11 protein-coding genes are annotated in these 16,671 nt (G+C 73.3%); 5 read left to right on the forward strand and 6 right to left on the reverse strand.

Features of this window, described 5'->3' with window-relative positions:
• Complete coding sequence (locus Actob_RS27015) at positions 1-2,649, reverse strand: hypothetical protein (RefSeq protein WP_284914633.1); 2,649 nt, start codon at positions 2,647-2,649, stop codon at positions 1-3.
• Positions 2,650-2,663: 14 nt separating this feature from the next.
• A complete protein-coding gene (locus tag Actob_RS27020; protein WP_284914634.1) occupies positions 2,664-4,268 on the reverse strand; it encodes an Hsp70 family protein in 1,605 nt (534 codons plus the stop codon).
• Between the two features lie 193 nt (positions 4,269-4,461).
• Here Actob_RS27020 and Actob_RS27025 point away from each other — a divergent pair, with 193 nt between their 5' ends.
• Positions 4,462-9,795 carry a tetratricopeptide repeat protein gene (locus Actob_RS27025; protein ID WP_284914635.1) on the forward strand — a complete coding sequence of 1,778 codons (5,334 nt, stop codon included), beginning with the start codon at positions 4,462-4,464 and terminating at the stop codon, positions 9,793-9,795.
• Here Actob_RS27025 and Actob_RS27030 read toward each other — a convergent pair.
• Complete coding sequence (locus Actob_RS27030; protein WP_284914636.1) at positions 9,790-11,394, reverse strand: Hsp70 family protein; 1,605 nt, start codon at positions 11,392-11,394, stop codon at positions 9,790-9,792. The genes Actob_RS27025 and Actob_RS27030 overlap by 6 nt on opposite strands.
• 60 nt (positions 11,395-11,454) lie before the next feature.
• Between Actob_RS27030 and Actob_RS27035 the strand changes: the two genes are divergently transcribed.
• The 3 genes from Actob_RS27035 (at position 11,455) to Actob_RS27045 (ending at position 13,396) form a co-directional block, all read left to right on the forward strand.
• On the forward strand, positions 11,455-11,955 hold the full coding sequence (locus Actob_RS27035; RefSeq protein WP_284914637.1) for a toll/interleukin-1 receptor domain-containing protein: 501 nt from the start codon (positions 11,455-11,457) through the stop codon (positions 11,953-11,955).
• A gap of 35 nt (positions 11,956-11,990) precedes the next feature.
• On the forward strand, positions 11,991-12,473 hold the full coding sequence (locus Actob_RS27040; protein WP_284914638.1) for a RipA family octameric membrane protein: 483 nt from the start codon (positions 11,991-11,993) through the stop codon (positions 12,471-12,473).
• Between the two features lie 158 nt (positions 12,474-12,631).
• Positions 12,632-13,396: a hypothetical protein gene (locus Actob_RS27045; RefSeq protein ID WP_284914639.1), complete on the forward strand. Its 765-nt coding sequence runs from the start codon at positions 12,632-12,634 to the stop codon at positions 13,394-13,396.
• On the opposite strand, the gene Actob_RS27050 is transcribed toward Actob_RS27045, so the two are convergent.
• Together Actob_RS27050 and Actob_RS27055 are read right to left on the reverse strand one after the other, a co-directional pair.
• Positions 13,359-13,529, reverse strand: a complete 171-nt coding sequence (locus tag Actob_RS27050) for a hypothetical protein (RefSeq protein ID WP_284914640.1) — start codon at positions 13,527-13,529, stop codon at positions 13,359-13,361. The genes Actob_RS27045 and Actob_RS27050 overlap by 38 nt on opposite strands.
• 183 nt (positions 13,530-13,712) lie before the next feature.
• Positions 13,713-13,892, reverse strand: a complete 180-nt coding sequence (locus tag Actob_RS27055) for an antitoxin (protein WP_284914641.1) — start codon at positions 13,890-13,892, stop codon at positions 13,713-13,715.
• 188 nt (positions 13,893-14,080) lie between these two features.
• On the opposite strand from Actob_RS27055, the gene Actob_RS27060 reads away from it, so the two are divergent.
• On the forward strand, positions 14,081-14,773 hold the full coding sequence (locus tag Actob_RS27060) for a hypothetical protein (RefSeq protein WP_284914642.1): 693 nt from the start codon (positions 14,081-14,083) through the stop codon (positions 14,771-14,773).
• A 252-nt stretch (positions 14,774-15,025) separates the two neighbouring features.
• Here the strand turns inward: Actob_RS27060 and Actob_RS27065 are convergent, their stop codons facing one another.
• Positions 15,026-16,669: an alkaline phosphatase family protein gene (locus tag Actob_RS27065; RefSeq protein WP_284914643.1), complete on the reverse strand. Its 1,644-nt coding sequence runs from the start codon at positions 16,667-16,669 to the stop codon at positions 15,026-15,028.
• Between the last annotated feature and the right edge of the window lie 2 nt (positions 16,670-16,671).

The following is a 16,671-nucleotide window of genomic DNA, read 5'->3' on the forward strand; positions in this document are numbered from 1 at the left end:
TCACCTCCCACCGTTGATCAGCAGCAGGCCGGCCGTCTCCGGGTCGGCCGGCACGCAGGTCGTCACGCCGGCTCGATCGGGTGCCACGCTCCGGCTCACGTCAACCTCGACGACCCGGTCCGCCGGCAGCCGCCGAGCCGGGAGCCGGACCAGTTCGGCACCGGCCGAGCCGTCCGGGGCGCCCGCCACCAGGATCAGCTCCGGCGCCTCGCAGAACTGGTCGGCGCGCAGCCGGAGCAGAGTGCGCCGGAAACCCGGCAGGCCGGTGACGTCCAGCCACCAGGTGACCCGGGGCACCCGGGCCGGCACCTCCGCGACCACCGGTGGCGAACGGAACTGGCGGTGACGCTGTCGCACCAGGCCGTACACCGCCACGGTGACCGCTTGCGGCCCGACCTGCAGGCGTACCCCGCCGTCGTCCTGGACCTCGCGGCGGTTGCAGATCAGCTCGTCGCCGGAGGTGGCGGTGCTCCACCGCAGGACGGCCTCCTGGACGCCCTCCGGCCAGAGCCAGTTGACCCGCACGGTGTCCCACCGGCGGCGGACCACAAGCCCGGTGAGCATGGCGGACAGCTCGAGCGACACGGTGCTGCCGAGTACCGCCCGCCCCTGGCCGCGGGTCACGGCCGTCAGCACGACGCGACCCTGCGAGGCCGCGATCGTCGCCTCGGCCCGGCCGTCGGGGCCGGTCCGGGGGACCACCGGCACGGTGTCGCCGTACCCGTCGAGAGCGGATTCCGGTACGTCGGTGCCGGACGGCCACGGCGGTGCGGTACCGGCGCTGCGGATCTCGACACGGCCGCCGTCCGGGACGGTCCAGCACAGCCGCAGCCGCTGCCGATCCGCCGCGGGCAGGATCTCCGCGGTCAGATCGGTGACCGGCGCCGGGGGGCGTTCGACGACGACGTGCCCGGCCGTGCCCGGTCCCTCGTGACGCACCCCGGCCCGGCTCAGATAGACCGGCACGACCCGATAGTCGTACGCCGCGCCGAGCACCACCTCGTCGTCGGCGAAGCCGGTGAGCGCACCCGGCCGGGCGGGGATCCGGAGCTCCCGATCGCCGGTGCCGGCCTGCGCCCGGGTCACGATCACGTCCACGACGCCCGGCGGGACCGTCCAGCTCCCGGTGACCCGGACCCCGTCGGCGGCCAGGTGGAGCCCGGTGACCGGTGGCAGCAGGGTCAGCGGGGGCGCGACGGCGCCGGCCGAGACGGCTGTCCCGCGGATGGCGAAGACGGCGTACGTGAGCTCTTCGGCGACCGGTGGCGCCGGGTCGGTCGCGGTGTCGGCAGCGGTCTCCGCCACCAGGTCGCCGTCGTCCGGGCCGACCGCCGCCCGGCCGGCGTTGCGGAGCACCCGGTAGCGGATCTCCCCGACGGTCGCCGGGCTCGCGGTCCACCGCACGGTGACCTGGGCGTCGCCGGCGGCGATCCGCGGGAGGCCCGGCGGTGGCGGTGCGATCCGGCCGAGCCGCGCCGCCAGGTCGGTGTCGTCCTGGGCCAGCGCGAGCGCCCGGGTCAGCCGCTCGGCGGCCAGTTCGGTACGGCCGTCGCGCTCGGCGGTGTCGGCGTCGGCGACCTCCCGGGCGACCTCGGCGGCCAGCCGTCGCACCCGGTCACGCAGGTCCGGCTCGATCGTGTCCTCGCCCAGGCCGGCCAGCAGGACCTGCGCCTCCCGGAGCCGCCGAGCCGCCAGGGCCGCCACGATCGGGGCGTTCTCGTCGGCGGTGACCGGTGCGGCCGGCGCTCCCCCGGCCAGCAGGGTGACGGTCAGCTCGAGCGCCTCGGTGCGGTCCAGGCCGAACCCGGCCGCGAGGTCCGCGGCGAGCTGGGCCGGCATGCCTTTCGCCAGGGCCGCGTGGACGATCTGCGCCGCCTCCCAGCGCACCAACCGGTCCACGGTTCCGCCCTCGGCCGCGGTGAGCAGGATGGTGAGAACGTTCGTCTCGGCGGTCTGCCGGGAGTCACGGGCGCGCCGGGCGACCGCCGCCTTGGCCTCCTCGATCCGGTCCGGGGTGAGCCGGCTGCCATCGCCGTCGAGCCGGAAGCCGTCCTTGAGCCGAAAGCCGGCAGCCACCCGCTCCGCGCCGAACACCACCTGCGGCGAGATCCGGTAGCCGAGCAGGCGCAGGTCGGTGGCGAGCGCGACGGCGTTGCCGACCGGCGGCGCGGCCGGTACGTCCCAGTCCGGGTCGATCGGCCGGACTCCCGCCTCGCGGAGTTTCGCTCGCACCTCGTCCTCGGTGAACAGGCCACCCGTCAGGTCGGCCAGGTGCGCCACCGCGGCGCGGGTGACGTACGGAATGCCGGCGGCCACCGTGGCGATCCACGCGTCCAGCCGTTCCGCCGCCCCGGCGCGTACCGCGGCGCGGCGCCGGGTGAACTCCGCGTGGTTGAGCGCCTCCTCCCGGGCCAGCGTGGCGTGCGCCGCGAGCAGGGCGTCGGCGAGTCCCTTGAAGAGCTTGGTGCTGATCGAGAGCTTCTTCCAGTACCGGACCGTCTCGGCGACCCGCGCGTCGAAGCGCTCGCCGTCCCGGTGGGCGCCGTTGATGCCGTAGCGGACGAAGAGGTCCTCCGGCAGCACGTTGCCGGCTTCCCGGGCCGGGACGAGCACGGTGGCCTTGTAGTCCTTCTCCCAGTCGGTCGGCACGGCCGCGTCGGCTCTCAGGCGCTCACGTCGTACTTCGCGACGGCGGTCCGCGCGTCGTCGAGTTGCTCGCTGCTCAGACCGGCGATGGCCAGCTCGACGGAGACCTCCTGCCGGGTCACTCCCTCCACGCCGTGCATCCGGAGCGTGCCCATCTCGTCCATGGTGAACGTCACCCGTACCGGGGAGTTCATCGGCAGCGGTGGCAGATTGTCGATCCGGCCGGCGCCGATCTTCGCGTTGTCGGCGAGGCGGGACGACTCGGTGGCCCCGGCCTGCTCCCAGATCTCCAGCTCGATGGTGACCATGTCGGCGAAGGCCGTGCCGTACGTCTGGGTGGGCGGCGCGGCCGGCAGCGCCGCGTTGGCGTGCAGGAGGTGGTCGACGATGAAGCCCTCGCCGTCGGCCTCCGGATGGCCCTCGGAGAGCACCTTGACGCCGAACGCGCGGGGGACGACCGCGGTGACCCGCTTGCCGACCACCGCCTTCACGCTCTCCGCGGCGATGCCCAGCTCGGCTGCCACCTGCTCCAGCCCGTCGTCGTCCTCGTCCGGCAGCTGAACCTTGACCGACTCGATCAGGGCGTAGAGGGCCGCGCCCTTGGCGACCGCCAGGTCCGGATCGTGCAGCAGCGGCTCGAAGCCGAACCGGCGGCGCAACATCTCCTGCACGGCGGGCATCCGGGTCGAACCGCCGACCAGCAGGACCGCGTCGAAGTCGTCGACGCCCTTGGCCTTGGCCGCCTCGACGGTGCGCCGGGTGATCTCGGCCGTCCGGTCCAGCAGATGCGCGGTGGCCTCCTCGAACTCCTCCCGGGTCACCTCGACGCGGGCCGACTCGCCGTCCCAGCGCAGTGTGAACGGACGCTTCCGCAGACTGCTCAGGGCGCGTTTGACCTCCTCGGCGCCGGTCGCCACCTCCTGCAAGAACTCCTCGCTGTCGGCGGCATCGCTGTCCGGGTGCTCGGCGAGGAACCGGTTCACCAGCAGGGTGGTGATCCGCTCGTCCCAGTCCGCGCCGCCGAGGTGGTGGTCGCCGTCGGTGCACACCACCCGGATCTCCGAGCCGGAGATCCGGATGACCGTGGTGTCGAACGTGCCGCCGCCCAGGTCGTAGACGAGGATGTTGCGTTCCTGATCGGTGCCGCCCATCACCTCGTAGTGCAGCGCGGCGGCCACCGGTTCCGGTACCACGTTGAGCACGGTGAGGCCGGCGGCCACGCCCGCGGCCCGGGTCGCCTCCCGCTCCCTGATGCCGAAGTAGGCGGGGACGGTGATGACCACGTCCCGCACCGGCAGGTGCACCGACTCCTCGGCGGCACGGGCCAGCTCGCGCAGGATGAGCGCGGAGACCGTGACCGGCGTGTGCCGCTGACCGTGGAACTCCAGCTCGACGTCCTCACCCATCCGGCGCTTGATCAGCGAGACGACCAGGTCCGGGCTGAGCTTGGCGGAGTTCTTCGCCTCCCGGCCGACCACCACGTTGCCCTCGGTCTCGAAGAAGACCACCGAGGGCGTGGTGTCCTCGCCGATCGCATTCTTGATCACGACGGGACGACCGCTGTCGTCCACCTGAGCGATGCACGAGTACGTGGTTCCGAGATCGATTCCGAAGACCGCCATGCACGCGCTCCCGCCTTGTTCCACTAAACCGGACCGGGATTCCACCAAAATGAACAGGGGTTGACCAGGGGAGATCACTGAACGCTGTCACAATATCCCGGAGAGCTACCAACGACCATCCCTGATATGGAGATCGGACAATATTGGCTCTAGGCTCGTTGCCGACGGCTCCGTACGCGGATGGGCGGGTGCGATGTCCGATGCAGCCGAGGTGTACGTGGCCCACGGTCCGGCCGACGCGGACTGGACCGCGCTGCTGGCCCACGCCCTGGAGAGCCGCGGCGCGCCGGTCTTCCTGCAGCAGTGGGACGTGGTCCCGGGCAACGTACGGGTCAACCGGATCGATCAGGGCCTGCACGGCTGCCGCAGCGCGGTGATCGTGGTGGGCGCGGCCGACCTGGCCGGCGAGTACCCGGCTCTGCTGGAGATGGCGGACCGCGGCCGGATCCAGCTGGTGCCCGTGCTGCGCGAGCGCGCCGCCACCCCTCCCCTGCTCAGCGCCTACCTGCCGGTGACCTTCTCCGGAGCGGACAGCAGGCCGGACTTCGACGAACGGGTGGACGCGCTGCTCCGCGCGCTGCGCGCCGCACCCGTCGTCCGGCGCGGCTTCGCCGCCCCGGACTTCGGCATCGTCGCCGAGGGCCCGGTCACCGTCCGGCTGCGGATCACCGAGCGGCGCACCGTCCTCATCGCACCCGACGGCGCCGAGACCGTCGCGGAACATCCCGGTCCGCAGCCCGCGCTGGAGCAGCTCGGCTGGGACGTCACGCGCGCACAGCGGACCGCACGCGGCGCGAGTGCCGCGCTGGCCCGGCTGGGCGACGGGCTGGGCCGCACCTTCCTGCCCGGCCCGGTCGGCACCACGCTCGCCGGGCTGCTCGACACCGCCGTCCGGCTGAACAGATCCCTGACGGTCAGCCTGGAGATCGATCCGCGGCACCCCGGGTTGCACGCGCTGCACTGGGAGTGCCTGAGCCTGCCGGGCACCGGGACGATCCTCGCCATGCAGCCGGTGGTACGCCTGCGGCGGTTCACCGACCTGGGCGCCACCACCCGTCCCGACATTCCCGGCCCGCTGCGGATCCTCGCCGTCGTCGCCGGGCCCGACGCCGAGGGTCACGAACTGGTCGACCACGAGCACGAACTCGGCATGATCCTGCGCCGGGTGCAGTCGGCCCGGGCCGGTGGTGGCGCTCGGGTCCGGGTCCTCAACTGGGGATCCGCCAGGGCGATCAGGGCCGCGCTGCAAGACGGCGAGCGGTTCCACATCCTGCACCTGTCCTGCCCCGCCGAACCCGGGGTGCTGCTGCTCGAGACCGCCGACGGTGCCACCGACCGGATGGACGCCGCGCGTTTCGCCGATGAGGTGCTGCCACCGGACGGCCTGGTTCCGCTGATCGTGCTGGCCGGTTGCTCCGCCGTGAAACAGGCCACCGGCCTGTCCGGATTCGCACAGGCGCTGCTGTCCTACGGCGTGCCCACCGTCCTGGCGATGACGGCGCCGGTCACCGATCACTACGCGACCGAGCTGCTCGCCCGCGCGTACGGCCGGCTGGCCGCGGCGACCGCACCGGTCTCGCCGCTGACGGTCCTCGCCGACCTGCGGCGCGCCATCGAGCAGGAGCGGCCCGGGCGGCCCGCGGGGGATCCGCTGGCCCGGTTGCCCGAGTGGCACGCCCCGGCCGTGTTCACCCGGGTCCGCGACAGCACGCTGTACGACCCCCGGCTACCGGCCGGCGCCGCCGCCGGCCACCCGGAGCCGGACCGCGGTGACTTCGTCGGTCGTCGTACCGACCTACGGGGCCTGCTCCGTGCGCTGCGCCCGGGCGGCAGCCACAGCGGCGTCCTGATCCACGGCATCGGCGGTATCGGCAAGAGCACGCTGGCCGGGCAACTCGCCGGCATGCTGGCCGACGCCGGCGACCCGCTGCTGGTCGCGCCGCGGGCGCCGCACACCGCGGAGCGGATCCTCCGGGCCGTGGCCTTCCAGCTGCGCTCCCGGCTGCCGGACGCCGAGGGCCGAGCCCTGCGGGGCCGGCTGACCGACACCGAGGACGACTGGATCGACCGGCTCGACCTGCTGACCGACGAGTTGACCGCCCGGCACCTGACGGTGCTGCTGCTGCTCGACGATCCGCTCGGTGATCCGCTGGACGGTGCCGATCCGGAGGCCGCGCTCGACACCGACCTGCGCGACTTCCTGCGCCGGTGGCTGCGGCTGGAGTGCGGTGCCCGGCTGCTGGTCACCGCCCGGCGGGCCGACGCGCTGGGCTTCGCCGACCGCCGGCTGCTCACCTGGCAGCTGGGCCCGCTGTCCCGGGCCGAGACCGGCAAGCTGATCTGGCGGCTGCCCGGCGTCCACGCCCTGTCCCCGCCCGACCAGGACCGCGCCTACCAGGATCTGGGCGGCCACCCCCGGGCCCTGGAGTACCTCAACGGTCTCCTGCAGGCCGGCCGGCCGGCCACCGGGCAGCCGACCGGCGCCCGATCCGACGGTAAACGCTTCGACGACGTCGCCGACCGGATGGAGACGAACCTGCGCGGTCGCGGCATCGCCGATCCGGAGCGCTGGATGGGTGAGGCCGGGAAGTCCGTCGACACCGCGCTGGCCGCGACGGTCGCCGGGATCTCCGCCGAGGTCCTGCTCGACCGGCTGCTCGACCAGCTGCGGGACAGTGCCCCACGGGCTCGGGAGCTGCTGCTGGCCGCCGCGGTGTACCGCCGCCCGGTCGACCGGACCGGCCTGCTGTGGGCGGTGGCCGAGCCGGCCGCTCCCGACCCGGACCGGTCCGCCCGGCTGCGCCGCTGGTACGACGCCCTGATCGAGCTCCGCGCCGTCGATGCCGACGCCACGCTCGCCGATGTCGCCCTGCCCGGGCGCGACCAGCTGCACCGCGATCTGGCCGCCGGCACCCGCCCACCGGAGGTGCCCTGGCTCGACCCGGCACGCGACGAACTCGTCCGCCTCGGCCTGCTCACCCCGGTGCCCGGCCGCGACGGTGTGCGGCGGTGGATGGTGCACCGCTGGACGGCGGGGTCGCTGGCCGGACGCGAGCCGGACGAGACCCGGCACGCGCACCGGCGAGCCGCCGCCTATCACCGGTGGTGGGCCGCGCTGAACGCGCGGGACCCCGGGTACGACCACCACGACCTCGAGGAGGCCCGCCACCACTGCACCGCCGTCGACGACCTCGATCAGCTGCTCTCGGTCGCCTCGCAGTGGTGCGTGATCCTGCACGAGGCCGGCGCGTTCCGCCAGGAGGAGATCGTCTGCGCCGAGACGGTCGCACGGCTCGAACGGCTCGCCCCCGACCATCCGGAGATCTGGTACTTCACCCACCAGCTCGGTGTCATCGCGATGCGGCAGGGCCGGTACCCGGAGGCCGAGACGCATCATCGGCGCTGCCGCGAACTGGCGGCCGCGAGCGGGGATCTGCTGGCGGAGGCCACCAGCTTCCGGGAGCTCGGCTCGCTCGCCCAGCTGAGCGGCGATCGCGCCGCGGCGGTGGAGTACTACCAGAAGGCGATCGGGTGCTGCGGCGCGCAGGCGACGAGCGCGGCACTGGCCGTGCTCGCCTCCTGCTACCAGCTGCGCGGCGCCATGGATCTGGCCAGGGAGGACGGCGAGGCCTGGCGCTGGAGCATCGGCGCCTACCAGATCGCGAGGGAGCTCCGCGAACGCACCGGGCCGGCCGGCGGGGAACGTGAGCTCGGCCAGCTGGCCCGCGCTTTCGGCGACCTCACGCTCGCCGACGAGCACGAGTTCCGCACGCACGAGAGCGCCGGGTACGCCGCGGACCTCAGGCGGCTCATCGCGACCTCGGCGCTGCAGACCGGCACGGTCGAGCTGCTGCACGGCATGCCGCTGATGGCGCTGACGTTCCTGCGGCACGCGCAGGACGCGGCGGCCGGAACCGGGGACCGCCTGCTGCTCGCCCAGTGCCATCGCCTGCTCGGCGACGTGCTGTTCCAGGTGGGCCGGCACGAGGAGGCCACCACGGCCTACCGGGAACTGGCCGAGCTCGCCGACCAGCTCGACGACCCGCTGTTGCAGGCCGTCGCCGAGCAGCAGCTCGCCCGGGTCACGGGTGACCGCCATCCGGACGACGCGACCGGGGTCGCCGAGGCGCACTTCGCCGAGGCCGACCGGATCGCCCGCCGGCTCGGCAGTCTCCCGCTGCTCGCCGCGGGCCGGCTCTACCGCGGCGAGCTGGCCGAGCTCGCGGGCCGGGCCGACCAGGCGCGCGCCGCGTTCCAGGCGGCCGTCACCGCCGCCGACGAGTGCCAGGACCTGGCCGTCTGGACCAGTGCGGCGCTGCGCCTGGGCAGCCTGGACGCCGGGGCCGGGAACGCCGGGGCCGCGGCGGACTGGTTCCACCGGGCGGTCGCCCGCTCACACGAGTCGGGCAACAGCCGGGCGGAAGCGCTCGGGCGGGTCGCGCTCGGCATGCTGGCCTGGGAGAACGGCGACCGGGACGCCGCCGACGAGGCGCTCGCCGTGGCCGAACGGGTCGCCACCACCGGGGGGCACCGGCCGCTGGCCGTATCGTGCCAGCTGCACCGCGCGACCCTGGCCGGCGACCGGAGCCGGTTCGGCGCGGCGGAGCGACACTACGCGCACGCGCTGGCCCTGCTCGACGAGCGGACCCATCCCGGACTGGTCGCCGAGACGCACCGGCGGCGCGGCCGGGACCGCGTCCAGCGTGGGCAGTGGACCGAGGCGGCCGAGGACCTGACGGCAGCCCTGCGGATCTTCGGACGCTACGCCATACCGGAGGCCGTGGCCTGGTGCCGGCTGCATCTCTGGCGGGCGCTGATCGAGATCGGTGACATGGAGCAGGCGGCACACCTGGCTCTGCGCTGCGCGGCCCCCACCGAGACGCTGCTGCCCTCGCCCCTGCGGATCGCCGCGCTGATCGCGACCGGCGAGGAGCTGTGCACGACCGGCGACCGGTCCGGATTCGCGCTGCTGGAAGCGGCCCTGGCCGACGCGGAGACGGTGGAGCCCGAACCCGGATCGCTGGTCGCCGGCTGCCGGCGGGCGCTCGCCCACGCGCTGCGTGCCCACGGTGCACCGGCAGCCGCGATCACCCAGCTCCGCGAGGCACACCGGATCGCCGGGCTGATCAACGATCCGCTGGCGGCCGTGCACGACGAGCGGGATCTCGGCCGGGCCCTGCTGGCCTCCGGCGATCGCGACCAGGGCCGGACCTGGCTCGCCGCCTCGGCTCGCCACGCCGCGCGGATGCGTCAGGAGCGGGAGCTGGCAGCGGCCACCGAACTGCTCGACGGCGTACTCGCCAGCGCCACCCTCACCGGCGTCGAGTCGCAGTGGCGGGACCTGCAATGGGTACGCCGGTTGCGAGCCGCCGACGGGGAGCGCGGATTCACCGGCACCCCGCGCGCGCACGTCGGGCCCTCGGTGAACGAGGTGCTGCGCACGATGGGTACCCGGCACTCCCCCGCCGCCGGGGTCCCGTTCGCCGTCGGCCCGCACCGGATGACCCGGCGCTCCCACCGCTCATGACAGGCGGGCGACGGCGGCCCGCAGCTCGTCGACCCGTTTGTCGTCCAGGCCGCCGATCTGCACCTTGACGTGCTCCATCGCCTTGCCCGTGACCAGTTCGACGGCGGAGACCGTGAGCAGGCCGACCTCGTCGAGGGCGAAGGTGATGTCGATCGGTGAGTTCTTCGGCAGGGGCGGGAGCCGCTCGATGCGGCCCTCGCCGATCTGCCGATTGGAATCCAGCTCGTGCGACACCGTCGGCCCGGCCTGCTCCCAGATGCTGATCCGGATCGACGTCTGGTTGCTCAGCGGGGTGTAGAACTGCTTGGTCGGTGCGGCCGGCAGCGGGTCGTTGGGCAGCAGCAGGTGGCTGACCTCGCGCTTGCCCTCCTCGGGTTCGGTGTCGCGAGCCACCACGCCCACCCCGAACGCGCGCGGGACGACGTTGACGATCTCCCGGTCCTTCCAGGTCCGCACCGCCGTCTCGGAGACCCCGACGGTACGGGCGACCTTCCGGATCGCGGCGTCGCCCGGCTCGTCCCGCTCGTGGGCCAGCCGGATCCGGATCGACTCCCGCAGCGCGAACATGGCCGCGCCCTTGGCCACCGCCAGATGCGGGTCGTGCAGCCGCGGGTCGAAACCGAATCGCTCCCGCAACGCCCGCGCCACGGCGGGCATGTACGTCGACCCGCCCACCAGCAACACGCTGTCCGGGGTGCCCGCACCGGCTCGGTCGGCGACCGCGAGCGCCCGGCCGGTGATGTCCACGGTCTGGTCCAGCAGGTCGGCGGTGAGGGCCTCGAACGTCTCCCGCGACACGTCCACCGCCGCGGTACGCCCCTCGAAGCGCAGCGTCTGCCGGTACGACGTGCGTACCGAGAGCGCCTTCTTCACCTTCTCGGCGACCAGCGTCACCTCCTGCAGGAACTCCTCGCTGTCGCCGGCGCCGGAGTCCGGGTGCTCGGCGACGAAGCAGTCGCGCAGATGCGCCACGATCCGCTCGTCCCAGTCGGCCCCGCCGAGCCGGTGGTCGCCGTCGGTGCACACCACTGTCACGTCGCCGCCGCTGAGCCGGATCACCGTGGTGTCGAAGGTGCCGCCACCGAGGTCGTACACCAGAATGGTCTGATCCTCGCCCTCGTTGAGCGCTCCGTAATGCAGGGCGGCGGCCACCGGCTCGGGCACCACGTTCACCACGGTGAGGCCGGCGATCTCACCGGCCTGCTCGGTGGCCCGCCGCTCGGCGACCCCGAAGTAGGCGGGCACCGTGATCACCACATCCCGCACGGTCTCCCCGGTCGCCGCCGCCGCGCCCCGGGCCAGCGCCCGGACGATCAGCGCCGAGATGCTCTCCGGCGTGTGCGTGATCCCATCGATCTCCAGTTCCGTCCCGGACTGCCCGATGTGCCGCTTGATCAGGGACACCACCCGCTCCGCGTCCCTTTTCGCGGCGTCCTTGGCCTCGTCGCCGACGACGACCCGGTGCGGTGAGACGAAGTGCACGACCGACGGCGTGATCTCCGCACCGGCCTCGTTCGGGATGATCACGGGGACGCCGGTGTCGTCGACCCGGGCGATGCACGAGTAGGTCGTTCCGAGATCGATGCCGAACGTGGTCATGCGTCGTCGCTCCGCTCTTCGCAGCAGGCTGTCCCGGCTCGTCGAGAATATGCTGAGCGTATGTGCGAGACCACACCCAGTGACAACGACGCTCGCCCCGACTTCTTCATCAGCTTCACCAAGCCCGACCAGGAGTGGGCGAGGTGGATCGTGGACCTGATCAAAGAGGTGGTCAACGAGGACGGGCAGCCCTGCCGCGCGCTGTACCAGGAAGACGACTTCGTACCCGGCACCAACTGGATCCACCTGATCGACAAGGGGCTGCGACAGTGCCGCCGCGTCCTGCCGATCCTGTCCCCGGCCTACCTGGAGGACTCCCAGTACGGCGCCGCCGAGTGGCAGGCGGCGTGGTCGAAGGATCCGAACGGGTTGCTGCGCCACCTGGTGCCGGTGCGGGTGCTCAGCTGTCAGCCGGCCGGCCTGCTCGGTGCGATCGTCCACATCGACCTGGTCGGGCTCCGTAAGGACGCCGCCCGAGCCGCCCTGCTGCTCGGCCTGGACGCGGCCATCCGCGGCCCACGGCGACGCCGGGCGGCGGCACCCTTCCCCGGCCCCCATTGATGGCGGCTCGCAAGCCCTCCCCGGCCGGCTCCGCGATGCGGCGCGTGCTGTGGACCAGGGAGGTGGCCGCCGCCGACTACGCCGGGCCCGGCGAGAAATACCACGGCGCGATCCTCGAGCAGTACAAGATCTACGTCGAGATGGCGGACCGGGTGAGCGCCCGGCGCGGCCTGACGAACACCTACTTCGTCACGCTCAACACGCTCATCCCGACGGTCATCGGGCTGTTCTGGCGAGGCCGCGCCGAACTGGCCGCCTGGCAGCTGACCATCCCGCTGGCCGCGCTGCTGCTGCAGTGCACCGCGTGGTTCCTCCTGCTGCGCTCCTACCGCCGGCTCAACACGATCAAGTACGCGGTGATCGGCGCGCTCGAGGAACGGCTGCCGGCGTCGCCGTACTGGCGCGCCGAGTGGAGCGACCCGTCGCGGCACCGGCCGCTCACCAGCTTCGAACAGTGGATCCCGGTCTCGTTCGCGCTGCTGTACCTGGCCGCGTTCCTGGCCGAACTGCTCCGCTGAATGTGCGTTCATGTTCGATTACCAACAGTGACGCCGCCGCATAGTCCGTTACTCACCTGTTAACGCCCGTCGGCTTGACGCTGGCCGCCCAGGGAAGGTTGACTCTGCTAGTTCGTGAGCGAAAGCGTCAGAATATGTTCGAGCTTAGAGGAGGCCGGATGCGCGCGGCCCTCACCGCCGACCGCTCGATCACCGTCTCGGCAGACGGCGACCCGCTCTTCGTCTACTCCTACGGCGCCCCGCGCCCGGGCCTGGCCGGCGGCTCGTTCCCCACCCCGATCACCTGGCTGCCGCCGCTCGCCGACCCGGGGACCGCCACCCATCGCACGCTCACCGAGCTGTCCAGCGCCCCGGACGCCGCCATCCTCGCGCACCGCCTGCGCTGGCCGGCCGTCGACGAGTGGCGCTCGCTCACCACCGCGCGGGCCGGCGACGGCTGGCTGCTGCTCTTCGAGAACACGATCACCAACGTCACGGACCACCCGCTGCCGCTGACCGGCCCGTCGCTGACCCTGCCGGCGATCACCGCCCCGCCCGCGGCCCGCACCGAGTGGCAGGCCGCCCGGACCGCCGCGGCCGCCGTCGTGGTCGTCGACGACGCCGCCAACCTGGCGCATCCGCCCCGCTGGTCGGCCGGGCTGAGCCCGGCGCCGTTCGGCTCCGGCGGGCTCCCGCTCGGACCGCAACGCACTGTCGCCTTCCGGTACGCCGTGCTCGTCGCCCCCGCGGACCGCGACGCGGCGTACCTGGCCGGCCTGGGCCGCGCCGCCCTCACCGGCCCGCTGCCGGCCCGCTCCCCGGTCTGCCCGGGTGAGCACCCGCCCGGCAGGCGCGCCCACTCACCCGGCGGCGGCACCCGGGTCGCCGCCGCGCACCGCGGCACGCCTACCGCGCGATCGCGGTGCGCGCCTCGATGGCCTTGAACCTGCGGTGCGGCGCCTTGCCCAGCGCGCCGCCCTTGAGATTCTTGCCGTCGCGCACCACCACCGCGTCCAGCCGGTCGTGCCGTCCGGCAGCGGGGTCGGCGTGTACGTGGGACCGGAGCCGCCACCCCACAGGTTCGAGTCGGTGGTCATGACGATGCGGCGCGGATCCGACCGGTCGTAGCGCAGCCGCTCCCAGCACCGCCGGCGCCCTCGGTGACGTCGGCCAGTCCGGGCCCCAACCGTGCCCACCCCGCTTCGAGCCCGGGCCGGCCCCTGGTCGGCCCCGGGGCCGCACCCTGGCGCCCCGGCGCCGTCACGGGCGGGTGTCGCCGTCGCCGGTGCGGCGCTGCGCCTCGTCGACAGCCTTGCCGATCTGCTGCCGGTACTTGCCACCGGTACGGTCGTCGATCTGCTCGCCGACCTTCTCCAGGGCCTGGTCGACCTGCTTGTCGTGCTTGTCGATGAAGTCTTTCGCCTTGTCCAGGAAACTCATGATCGCAACCCCTCGACGCTCTGACCGGCAGGTATGCCCCGTGCGGGCACACCCAAACCGCCACGCCGCGTGGCGGCGTCCGGACGCGCCGCACATGGCGTACGCAATAAGAAGGGTGACAGAAACACGTGCCACGCCGCCCTCTAGAGTTTGCGGCGGTTCGGCACGCGGTGTGGAAACGAGGCGACATGCGCTGGCTCCGGGGGCTCGGAAAGAAGCGGATCGAGCAGGATCCGATGCGGCAGCAGCAGCTGCTCGGCGAGCTCCGGCAGCGGTTCGGCCCGCACGCCCCGGGCAAGCTGGCCGACCAGGCCGCGCAGGCCGCCTCCCTGCTGACCGGCGTCGACGGCGTGGTGGTCGCCGCGATGGTGCTGCGCGAGTTCGCCGACAGCGCACATGCGAGCGTCGCCGCCCAGAGCGCCGCCCTCGGCCTGCCCGTCGACCGGCGCAACTACCGGCCGCTCTGGGAGTCGGCCGGCAAGCGCCTCAAGAGTCCGTTGTTCACCGCCGCGCACGGCTTGCACCCCTACGTGCACGTCGCCGCCGCGGTCCAGGCGGTCGGCGCCCAGCCGGCCGACACGGTCCGCGGCACCGCACCGGTCCCGCTGCTCACCCACATGTTCGAGGTGCTGGACCTGACCCTGGCCGGCTGGGAGTTCGGCCGCATCCTGGTCGACGTCGACGGCGCCACCCTCGCCGTCAACCTGATCACCGCGGCCACCGCGATCCGCAACGAGATGTCCGACCCGCCGCCGCTGCCCGCCCCGGCCCGCACCCAGATGCGCAGCAACAAGAGCGTCAACGTCCTCGACCCCGCGGTCAGCCGCATCGTCGGCCAGTGGAACCCCGGCAAACAGATGCGCGAGTGCCTCCTGGCTTAGGCCGTGTTGCGGAGTCCGGACGCTGCCAGGCGCGCTCTGGGCCACGCCGCGGCCCCGGTCGGACTCCGAAAACACGGCCTAAGGCAAAACCCTTCTTCGATACGCTCTGGGGCCATCACGACAGCACAGCCCGGTCCCGTGGCTAAGCGCACGGTGGTCCCGGTGCCGGGCCGCGAGGCCGCCGGGCTGGGCTCGCGAGGTCCGCTCCACCCCGGACTCTCGCGCGACCTCGGGACACCATCAACTCAACCCTCAGCGCGGTTTCCGGACACCGCCGACCCGGAGCGCCGGGCTCAGGTCGTGCACCCGGGCGTCCCGATGGAACCGGTCGTCGAGCGGCGCCAGCCCGTACTGCCGCTCGATGGTGCGCAGGATCGACGTGGTGTCGTACGACGTGTGGTCCACTCCGGACTCGCGCAGCGACCGGGAGATCAGCACCGCCGGGATCCGGGTGCCCGGCCCGTACTCGTCGGACGGCCCGGCGGTGGCGTGGCGTCCCTGGCCGGGCGGCACGACGTGGTCCCACTGGCCGCCGAACTCGTCGTAGGTCACCAGGACCAGGGTGCTGGCCGCCTGCGGCCCGTTCATCACCGCCGTGATCAGGTCGACGAGGTGCCGTTCGCCGTTGTCGGTGCTGGCGTACCCGGGGTGCTCGTTCTCCGCGCCGTACGGCTTGACGAAACTGACCGCCGGCAACGTCCCCTGCCGGGCCGCCGCGAAGAACGCTGTCTCGTCACGCAGATGGTCGCGCGGGTGCTCGCCGGTGCGCGGGTCGACGTAGCCGGGCGCGTACCGGGCGAAGTAGTTCAGCGGCTGGTGGTGGTACTGGAACAGCGGCCCGGGATGCCCGGCCGCCGCGTCGTCCCAGCCGCCCGCGTACCACGCCCAGGGCACGTTTTTGGCGGACAGCTCGTCCCCGATGGTCCGCCGGTAGTCCGGCGCGGCCGGGTCGACGTCGTTGATCAGCGGCAGTGTGTTCGCGCCGCCGGCGCTGGGCGGGTTGGCCGGCTGGACGGTGTTGACCGCGTAGTCGCCGCAGGCGAAGCCGGGCCGTCCCGGGCAGGCCTGGGTGAGCGGCCCGTCGTTGAGCGCCGGATCGCTGGTGCGCAGCGGGTACGGCCGCACCCCGGTTCCGGCGGCCGGCGGGTTCGGGTTCGGGAAGCCCTCCGCGTCGAGCACCGAGTGCGCGCTGGCCGGCGCGCCCCGCCACGGCGGCGCCTGCGCGGCCACCAGGTACTGATGGTTGAGGAACGAGCCGCCGAACGCCGCCTGGAAGAACCGGTCGGCGATCACGTACCGGGGTGCCCCGGCGGCGTGCAGGTACGCGTAGATCGGCAGCTGCCGGGTGTCGTAGTAGCCCTGGGTCAGGCCCGCCGCGTCGCTGCCCGTGGTGTACCTGTCCATCCGGCCGCCGTCCAGCTGGTACTGCTCCTGGTAGAAGCGGTGCACCAGGTCCCGGGTGCACCCGCCGGGCGTGCCACCAGGGCAGGTCGGACTCTCCGGGGTGAGGTAGTCGTTGATCGGGAACGGCCGGTTCGCGAAGTGGCTCGGGAAGCTGAAGCCGTTGCTCGCCGTGTCGGTGCCGCACGCCGCGTCGAGCGGTGGCGTCGCCAGGCTGGGGTCGTTCTGATAGAGGCACCGGTACGGCGTGTGGTCCTGTCGCACCTGCACGCTGCGGCGCGCGTACCCAGGCCCGGCGCGCCCGTCGACCCACTGCCGCCCGGCGCGTCCCCACCCGGCGTACAGATTGTCGAAGCTGTGGTTCTCCTGGTAGATCACCACGAACTGGGTGAAGGGCCCGAGCGGACCGGGCCGCCGGGGGACCGCCTGCGCCGGCGCGACCGCCGCCACGAGCACCAGCAGGACCGCACCGAGCACCGCGTCGACACGTCTCATCA

This window comes from Actinoplanes oblitus, from assembly GCF_030252345.1.
GTDB lineage: Bacteria > Actinomycetota > Actinomycetes > Mycobacteriales > Micromonosporaceae > Actinoplanes > Actinoplanes oblitus.